The sequence below is a fragment of the Paenibacillus sp. Aloe-11 genome, from assembly GCF_000245715.1.
Lineage (GTDB): Bacteria > Bacillota > Bacilli > Paenibacillales > Paenibacillaceae > Paenibacillus > Paenibacillus kribbensis.
The window spans coordinates 522,578-524,460 of the sequence record NZ_JH601056.1 but is presented as its reverse complement, the minus strand read 5'-3'; the positions used below and the strand labels follow the sequence as shown (position 1 = coordinate 524,460).

Annotated in this window: 1 protein-coding gene and 1 pseudogene; both read left to right on the top strand. The window is 53.9% G+C overall.

The genetic code is table 11. The annotated features are described in order from the left end of the window. The coding region (locus tag WG8_RS15935) for an SbcC/MukB-like Walker B domain-containing protein (RefSeq protein ID WP_007431253.1) at positions 1-1,398 on the top strand (1,398 nt) is incomplete at its 5' end. A gap of 227 nt (positions 1,399-1,625) precedes the next feature. Beyond that, positions 1,626-1,883: pseudogene (locus tag WG8_RS28560) on the top strand (hypothetical protein); the annotation flags it as partial.

The following is a 1,883-nucleotide window of genomic DNA, read 5'->3' as shown; positions in this document are numbered from 1 at the left end:
CAGGCGCGGAGCAAGCGCGAGGCATGCGCTGCGCAGGCGCGGAGCAAGCGCGAGGCATGCGCTGCGCGCAGCGAAGGATTGCGCGCCGAATGGACGACGCAGCTGCCGGACGTGGCGCCGGACGAAGCCGCGGAGCGTTATCGCGCCATGCAGGAACGCGATGGGCGTGCAGAGGAGCTGCGGTCGCGGCTGGAGACGAGCGTGACCTTCCTCGAAGAAAAAGCTGCACGTATTCAGCAGATACAGCAGAGCATCATCGAGGAAGATAAAATCATGATTGCCCGTCGTACAGGGCTCCAAAGCAAAGACGATTCGTTGCGCGAAAAGCGGGAACAGCTCCGAAAATGGGTTGGAGAAGGACAGGCAGCTTTCTTGTTGGAAGAAACGGCTTCACGCCTGCAGAGACTCAAAAACGAAGCTGCAGCTGCAGCACGTCGCCATACTGAAGCGGAGGAACGCAAGCAGCAGGCTGTTCATGCTTCGTTGATTGCCCGGCAGGCGTCCGACTCGGCTGAAGAAAGACGGCAGATGTCTGAGACCCGTTGGAGCAGTCGTCTGGAAGATTCAACTTTTGCGACAGAAGCAGAGGTTCTGGAATGCTGTCTGAGGCCCGATGAAGCCGCACGTTATGAACGTGAAGTGAGCCTGCACCGACAGCGAGAACAAGAGCTGTCTTCCCGCTTAAAACATGTGGAAGAGCAACTGAATGGAGCAACCGTTACGGAGGAAGAGTGGGAAAGGACTGCCGCGCAGCTCCGCGAGTGCCGTATACGTGACGAAGAGGCGCTTCAGAATCGTGCCAAGGCCGAGCGTGATCTGGAGGATTTGCAGCGTAGGCATGTTCGCTGGGTGGAGCTGGAGTCCAATCGTATACAATTGCGTAGCGAGGCAGAAAAGATGTCCAAGCTCCAATCTGTTTTTCGGGGCAATGCCTTTGTTGAATACATTGCTGAGGAGCAGCTTATGCAGGTCAGTCAGTCGGCTTCACGTCGTTTGCGTTTTCTGACCAAGCAGCGTTACGCGTTGGAGGTAGACTCCAGTGGTGGTTTTGTCATTAGTGATGATGCCAACGGTGGTGTCAAGCGTCCGGTATCGACCTTGTCCGGCGGAGAGACGTTTCTAACCTCCCTGTCGCTTGCGCTTGCACTATCGGCTCAGATTCAATTGCGGGGCCAATACCCGCTTCAATTTTTCTTTCTGGATGAAGGCTTTGGAACATTGGACCCTGAGTTGCTTGACACGGTGATTACCTCCCTGGAAAAGCTGCATCACGATCAACTGTCTGTTGGTGTAATCAGTCATGTGCCTGAGCTGCGGGCCCGACTTCCGCGCAAGCTGGTCGTTCTACCCGCTGAGCAGGCTGGAGGCGGCTCCAGAGTCGTTATGGAAACATTTTAAAAGCGTTGTTATAATACAGCTAAGCCGACAAGTTAATCATACAGCACCCCGGCGGACGTATGCTGAGGAAGGGATTTCCCGGTATACGTCCGTTCAGAGGGGCTCTGCCAAGAGCCTCCGGGGTGCTTCTTTTTTTTGCAACCCGAAATTCGCCCAATTTCTTGTAGCACATAGCCCGTTTTTGAATAACATACGGTATACATGCAAGAGCCTAGGAGGAAATAACCATGGAAAATAGCATGCCAACCGTTACAGCACCGGAACAAACGGATGCTAAAACACTGTGTCAAAAGCATATGTATCGTTATGTATGCGTATGGGTGAAGGATGGAACCATGTATGATGGAATCGTAGAACATGTGGATGATGAGAAATTGTACTTAGCCGTTCCCGTGGGCGAGATGGAGAACACGAACGTCAACGCGAATGTGAACGCAAACGCAAACGTCAATCTCCCTTATCCACCCAGCAGCTGCGGCTGGGGC